We start from the raw sequence: 6,480 nt of genomic DNA on the forward strand, positions 1-6,480 counted from the left end.
AACAGCCTTCATAGTCTTTTGTTCTACCATTTAAACAATGGTTGCACACTATAAACGTATCGCATTTAGTTTTATATTCGGTCTTATTACCTGAACAATCGAAAAAATTATTTCCGCATATCATACTAATTTTTCTCCCTTCTTTTTTTTAATGTAGATAGGTTCGCGGTTTTGCTGACTGCCCTTAGCCTGGTATTAGCATTATGAAATGTAATAAAAGACTCCTTCAAGGTTTTTGAAGCGAATGAAATTTCTTGCACATGATCAACAGAATTGTCATTTAAGCACGAATGAACGATATCAATATTTTGCGACTTCAACCAGGCATCACAAACCTCATTAAATGGTAAATTGTAATGATCAATGTGGGTATTTTCAGGATATAGAATATCTCCACTGATTGGACATTTAGTCTCTCCATAAACAACCTTAAGCCTCCTTCTTTCAACAACATCCTTTACTGCTGACCTGCATGCGCACTTGATATCGCTTATTTTTGATGTGGCTCCATCAATTGAGCGGATATATGATATATCTGTTGTGCTGCCATCAATTCTAGTAATGAAAAAACAACGGGTACTAAACTCCAATCCCTTAGAAATATAAATATTACTTATTCCGGAACCAGCCTTTATTTGATACTCGGGATGGCCTTGAAAAATTCTCAATAAAAAATTATACTCAGAAGTGTTTTGCTCGAATACGAAGCCCAATGGCTTCTCGTTCAAAATTGCTTTGGCTTGAGCCTTAAGTTTTGATTTCACTATCATATTATTAATAGTATGTAAATGCTGAATAATTAAACCACACCCCTGTACAAAATGGCCGTCAAGCATTCCAACATGGCTGCTGGAGTATGTACAGAGGTGGTGTTTGTGAATGTCTTAAGGTTCGGTGACGGCCGCAGAACAAAAATAATAATTATAACTTTAATAACAAATAGTTATTGATTTTAAAGACAAAAAGATTTGTACTTAGCTCTTACCTGCTCTGGATCTTGATCCGGGCGGATGAAAACGGTAAGCTTTGAGCTAATGACCAAGGCAATCTTTCCTTGCGTGCTATTATTGGTTATTCGCATTGGCTTTGGCTCATTCACTACCTTCCCCATCTTTTTCTCCTTTGGTGTACGCATGCGTCGAGGCTCCTTAGGTTTGGCGGTTAAAGCTTTATAATGCGGTTTGGTCATGTTTTCCTTTAACCGCTTATCTACACGAATACCGGCATCCCTTTCAGCCTGTCGTTTATCTCTTGCCTTAGCGTTTTTCTCATCCCTGCGCTTTTGCTCCAATTGCTCTGGAGACATATCCAGAATACGCAGTGCTTTACGTTTTGCTGGGCCACGTTTTTTTGCTATATATTCTCTCATTTGCTTTTTCCTTTCTTCAGTTAAGTTGGAAGTTATGCCGTTAGCAGCTTTATGGGCAACTAATTCGGCTTTTCGTTTCTCGTTTTTAATTCGGTTTCGCTCATTGTGCCGGCGAAGCGCTTCGCCTGGTGGTAGTTTTTTCATTTTACTCTCCAAATTTGATTAATGGCTGAATAGTTCCGTCAGGATAAACCGTGTCCATTGGTGTCGATCCTATAGCTTCATTTCCATCCCAACGGTTCGGCCAAAGATTGTCTTTCCAGCACTGTTTTATATAAGCTTGTTCTTCCTCATCGATTAAAATAACTCTTGGTCTTCCAATACGATCTGCCTCTTCATTAATTTCATTTTGTATCCTAATAATTTCATTGAAAGCCCATTCTCTTGCCCCCATGGTTATTGGGCCGAAACGTTGCCTAAAGTTGTCCCCTTCATCAAGACCAGTCTTCCGTAACCTGTTTTTTCTACTTCTTAAAAAATTGTAAACCCCTCTTAACTGTCGTAATGGTTTCAGGTATTTATTTTTAGGCTGCCTTAAAATTATCGTCAATGCATTATCTTTTTTAACCAGATTACATTCAATACACCCAGTACGAGCTGCAAGGTCTTCAGCTTCGTCACCTCCGTATGCATCAGCTAATGCCGCTGTTGCAAAATCCCCATACTCCGGTAATGTAGCCCAGTTTTTAAGCCAGGCCCATACATGGCATACCCTCCAGTGCAAAATTGGAGCAAGCGTATCACATAATTCTGTAGGCATAGTTTGTTGATACCAACCTTGCCCACATTCTCCATCATCTTTACTGCAGCTCATAATAATGCGATTATCGCGAACAGCACTTTCTCCCATTCTGACACCCGTAAGCATCAGAACTTTTTGCCCTTTTTCAGTAAACAATTCTTTTAAAGCAGATTCCATTGGATCCACCTTTAATTTGGGCGTACACCATCTAAATTTATTTGTTGGAGGCGGAACGCCTCGACCAAGCATATATGGGAAAAATCGTTTTTCTATTGGGGCTGTAACAATTCTGACCTCGAACCCCATTTCACGTAGGTCAGAAATGATGTCTTGCGCCGCTGCAGCTAGTGGAGGCAGTTCCATTCTACTGTCAGCATACATTATTGTTATAGATTTTGGTTTTGGGATCTGCCCGGTGTTAATAAGCCAAACCAATACAGTTACTAACGTGGTGCTATCCTTTCCTCCTGACCAGGCTAAACACCAGTGTTCATAACGAGGGCAGTACTCAAGCAATGAGTTAATCGTTAACTGAATGCTTTCATTCATCTGCAACCTTTTGCCAAATCCAAGAAATATATCTGCTTGTTGATACTTCATGCCCCTATTTTATATTGTTTTCTAAATGATTTTAATTGATGCATAAATCTGGTCCCTAACCAGTAGGACTGAACATCTAAAAAATCGCACTCGAATTGCTCAGCATACAATAGCTTATCCCAGTTTTCATATTGATGGTAGGCCAATCGATTGTTAAAATGATGGTGTTCAATTTCTTCCCTAGACATAAGTCGCTTAAGAAACGGGAAAGCAAAAGCCAGCCCCATTGTTCTTCTATTTCTAGCGGGCCACATTTCTCCATGCATAAAAACATATATTCTAGCAGGGTAAGTCCCGGCAGGTTTGAAATAATAATGAACCTCCCCTTCCGTGCGCCTTGGCCTGGCATTATCGTAATCATACATTTCTTTTTCTGTTGCAGTCCATTTGAAGTTTTTCTTCAGGCGAACCGGCAATGCTCGGTAGTTGGGGTAGAGTTCTCCTAGCGGTCTTTTCATGCTGCAATCCTTAACCGTCTAAGAGCACTGCCCAAAGCCTCTATCCAACACTTAACAACTTGCGGTACTACACTGTTACCAATCATTTTTTTGTGGTCTGTCTGATTTCCTACCATTTTATAATCAACAGGGAAGCCTTGTATGGGTAATAACTCAGAAACCTTAAGCATTCGCATTAGGATATCTGACAATCCATATAATGCCATGAATTTTTTAATTCTTATCATTACAGCACTATCATCATCGTAAATTGGTATTGAAACATTTGGGTCAATATGAAATTGGATTAGGTATAACGGCGCTTTATCTTGCCTTGCAACAATTACCACGCACGGAACTTCTGTCCCCGTACAATGCCAACCGTGCGATGGATTTAAAATGAAAGGTTGACAATTTATAATATTGGCTTTTGGAACAGCAGTTAATGATCCTATTGGCTCATTAATCGAAGTGTTAGTTGCTGTCTTGCAGTCCCTATAGATAAAAACAGGGTTTATTAAAGAGCATCTGTCTTTTGTTGGCAATGTTGCACACGGCTCATCCACAGACCTAATGTTGTAGCCATTACCATAATAACTGGCTAAAAATTTAGGATTAACCACGTATGGGTGATGCCTTGACGCTGTTAATGTTTGCGCAGGACTTTCAATCGAACTTCCAACATTTTTAAAGTTTGTGTTCATAATGAATGGTTTCACATTTACCAATGAGCCACCACCAAAAGTAGTTACTGTTCCTGATGGCGAATCTATTGAGGAAACTTTTCCGTCAGGACGACCGCTGTAGTTTTTACTGATAAATAAAGTTCTTACCAATGATTGCGCATCTTTGCATCTAATCGTATGCGCAGGGCCATCAATATTTATTACCTTCCCAGAGGCATCTCCACTGTAGTATTTTGATATAAAACAAATCCCGTTTCTATTTTGGCACGGTATAGTTGGCGCTGGTTCTTCTATAGATTTAACAGTGTGCTGTTTATCTCCATTTTGGCATGCTGAATTATATTTTAATAAAAAAGCTTCTTTACCGCCCGCAACAAATTTAATTAACCCTGCTTCAATCCTTTCTAATGACGCGTCGACTAATGGCTTTTTTCTGTTAAATATGCTTTTACCTTCATCATCAAAATCTAGCACATCCTTAACAGCTTTCCATTTTTCCTGTGATCCAAATAGACCGTTACTTATTGGTTCTTTCGCATGAGTTGATTCAGGCCAAACAATCGGTAATCCTGGTTTGGCGAAGCAACCAAACAATCTGTTTCTGGAAGTATATGCCCCGTAATCAGCACTATTTAATTGTCTCCATTGGTCATAATATCCAAACGATCTAATATGTTTACACCATCTTAAATAATCCTTTCCACTATGCTTGTTTTCTGGGATCCATAAATATCCTTCTTTCCCAGTTTTTTTACTGATACCGGTTTTAAGTTCAGAATTAGCATAAATACCAAATGATAGATTTTCTTTATGCTTTTTCTTTAAAGCAATACGGAGCGGTCCCCAACTCATGAATTCTACCACGTTTTCAATTTTAAAATAATCAGGATCTAACGCTTCAACATATCTATCCATGTGGTCAGCTAATGCCCTGCTATCTGCATCCCGCGGTTGTCCGCCTTTTGCCTTACTAAAGTTTGTGCATTCCAATGAAGCCCATAGGATAAGTTTTGCATTTGGGTAACAAGCACGATAAATATCAACCAAACGAATCAACCTCATCATTTCCGGCGACTTGAAGAGAATCCCATTAATCACCTTACCGTACATTAAAGTTATATCCTCATTATAATGTTCCACCTCTGGGTGGTTTAACCAGTGTGATGTAATTGCTTTCTCATCATGATTTATCGCTGCAATAACAAGTGATTTTGCTTTTGATAACGCAAAAGCCTTTGTTGTTCCTCCAAATCCTGCAAATTCATCTATTACTAAAAACTCAACATCATCAGGATTAAGTTTAATGGTTTTTACATTTGTTGCACCACCACCTTCGGTATGGAGATAATTTTGTTTCATATAATAATGCTATGGTTTAAAGTTTTTCCCCTCAGGTCGCGTAGACTAAAAAACCGCTTTATCCGGAGGTGTTGTGTTATGGCACTATTGCCTGGTACTTGCAAAGCCCCGACTGGCGGACCAGGCAGGGCGAAAAAGTGGGAATAACCAGTTAAAGGTTTTCAACATTAAGCTCTGAACCATCAGCTGAGGATATTGATGTCAAAACGTCTCCTGATTCGCCTAGTATCACGATTTTGTTTCTTTCCGTGCTGATGTAAAGCGTACGAGCTGGATTTAATCCCTCGTTCCTTTTACCCGGGATTGGTAGAGCCGAAAACTCTTGCCCATTAAATGTTGTTGTTGTTTGTAATTGTCCCATTATTTGAAGCCAGATTGTTTAGGCTGGCACCTAAAAACCCCGCTAATCGAAACTAGCAGGGCGTTTGGCAAAGGATACCTAGAAAGGCAAGTCATCATCCTCAGCGACAACACCTGGAGCGGCTGCTCCTGCGGCATCATTATTACCTGATATCGCGAAGTCTTTTAGATTACCTAGGATTGGAGTCAAGGCCTTTTCAGCTTCTTTCTCGGTATCAGACATTTCACTCCATTTTTTATCTCTTTTTACTGTTTTTGAGATAAATCCGTTTTGTCCGTACTGATCTGTTTCATCTTTGACAGTAGCGCGAATCCCCAGATATACAGCTTTGTCCTTTGTTTCAAGGCCGTTGGCTTCTATTGGGATGACGATGCATTTAACCATTTGACCATCTTTTCCTTTCTTATCCATGATGACATGAGTAAGTTTGGTTAATGCTACAGATCCTGATAGTGTTCTTTCTGACATATTATTTTTATTTTGGCCTCTCGGCAGTTAATAATTTAAATCCCATCTTTTGGCCATGATGGCTTCAGCTTTGGGCGCTGACATTGGTAAATGTTGTGTTATTTTATCTGAGGCGATCCATTCTCCATTTCTGGTGTTTAGGTACCATTTTGAATTTTTCTTTATGATGTATAGTGGTAATGTTGACAAATCCATTTTTCGCTTAGCCATAATTTTGATAACATTTAGTTATAATTTTTGCTCAAAAAATATATTATGCCTCTACAAATTGACCATTAACCAAACTGTAGTAAGTGTCGGCTTTGATTGTTTCGCCATCAACTTTAGTGGTTTGAACATCAATTCTATTCCAATTCAAATCGATATCACGCTTCCACTCGGCTATAGTCAACCAGGCACCTATTGCGCCTTTTGCTTTACCATGAATTCCTAAACTAACAGCAGCGCCGCGAGCACCT

The 6,480-nt window shown here is 39.2% G+C and carries 8 protein-coding genes; all 8 read right to left on the reverse strand.

Translation table 11 applies throughout. From position 1 onward, the window contains the following. Positions 1-125: 125 nt before the first annotated feature. On the reverse strand, positions 126-764 hold the full coding sequence (locus DBR40_RS05375) for a DCL family protein (RefSeq protein ID WP_158673989.1): 639 nt from the start codon (positions 762-764) through the stop codon (positions 126-128). Positions 765-952: 188 nt separating this feature from the next. After that, a complete protein-coding gene (locus DBR40_RS05380; RefSeq protein WP_124558730.1) occupies positions 953-1,513 on the reverse strand; it encodes a hypothetical protein in 561 nt (186 codons plus the stop codon). Between the two features lies 1 nt (position 1,514). After that, complete coding sequence (locus DBR40_RS05385) at positions 1,515-2,711, reverse strand: phosphoadenosine phosphosulfate reductase family protein (RefSeq protein WP_124558731.1); 1,197 nt, start codon at positions 2,709-2,711, stop codon at positions 1,515-1,517. Continuing rightward, on the reverse strand, positions 2,708-3,169 hold the full coding sequence (locus tag DBR40_RS05390) for a hypothetical protein (RefSeq protein ID WP_124558732.1): 462 nt from the start codon (positions 3,167-3,169) through the stop codon (positions 2,708-2,710). The genes DBR40_RS05385 and DBR40_RS05390 overlap by 4 nt, the downstream gene beginning before the upstream one ends. Continuing rightward, positions 3,166-5,193 (reverse strand): DNA cytosine methyltransferase, encoded by a 2,028-nt coding sequence (locus DBR40_RS05395; RefSeq protein WP_124558733.1) that lies wholly within the window; start codon positions 5,191-5,193, stop codon positions 3,166-3,168. Before DBR40_RS05395 ends, DBR40_RS05390 begins: the two co-directional genes overlap by 4 nt. A 439-nt stretch (positions 5,194-5,632) precedes the next feature. Then, complete coding sequence (locus DBR40_RS05400; RefSeq protein WP_124558734.1) at positions 5,633-6,022, reverse strand: hypothetical protein; 390 nt, start codon at positions 6,020-6,022, stop codon at positions 5,633-5,635. A 27-nt stretch (positions 6,023-6,049) separates the two neighbouring features. Then, the gene (locus DBR40_RS26990) at positions 6,050-6,232 is read right to left on the reverse strand and encodes a hypothetical protein (RefSeq protein WP_233603811.1); all 183 of its coding nucleotides are present in this window, start codon (positions 6,230-6,232) and stop codon (positions 6,050-6,052) included. A gap of 43 nt (positions 6,233-6,275) precedes the next feature. Beyond that, positions 6,276-6,480, reverse strand: a 205-nt coding sequence (locus tag DBR40_RS26640; protein WP_199748276.1) for a hypothetical protein, incomplete at its 5' end; no start/stop codon positions are given.

It is taken from the genome of Pedobacter sp. KBW01 (assembly GCF_003852395.1).
Lineage (GTDB): Bacteria > Bacteroidota > Bacteroidia > Sphingobacteriales > Sphingobacteriaceae > Pedobacter.

Excerpts from the sequence above, each read along its gene's own strand:
- DBR40_RS05380 (WP_124558730.1), bottom strand. The coding sequence starts at position 1,513 with ATGAAAAAACTACCACCAGGCGAAGCGCTTCGCCGGCACAATGAGCGA.
- DBR40_RS05385 (WP_124558731.1), bottom strand. The coding sequence starts at position 2,711 with ATGAAGTATCAACAAGCAGATATATTTCTTGGATTTGGCAAAAGGTTG.
- DBR40_RS05390 (WP_124558732.1), bottom strand. The coding sequence starts at position 3,169 with ATGAAAAGACCGCTAGGAGAACTCTACCCCAACTACCGAGCATTGCCG.
- DBR40_RS05395 (WP_124558733.1), bottom strand. The coding sequence starts at position 5,193 with ATGAAACAAAATTATCTCCATACCGAAGGTGGTGGTGCAACAAATGTA.
- DBR40_RS05400 (WP_124558734.1), bottom strand. The coding sequence starts at position 6,022 with ATGTCAGAAAGAACACTATCAGGATCTGTAGCATTAACCAAACTTACT.
- DBR40_RS26990 (WP_233603811.1), bottom strand. The coding sequence starts at position 6,232 with ATGGCTAAGCGAAAAATGGATTTGTCAACATTACCACTATACATCATA.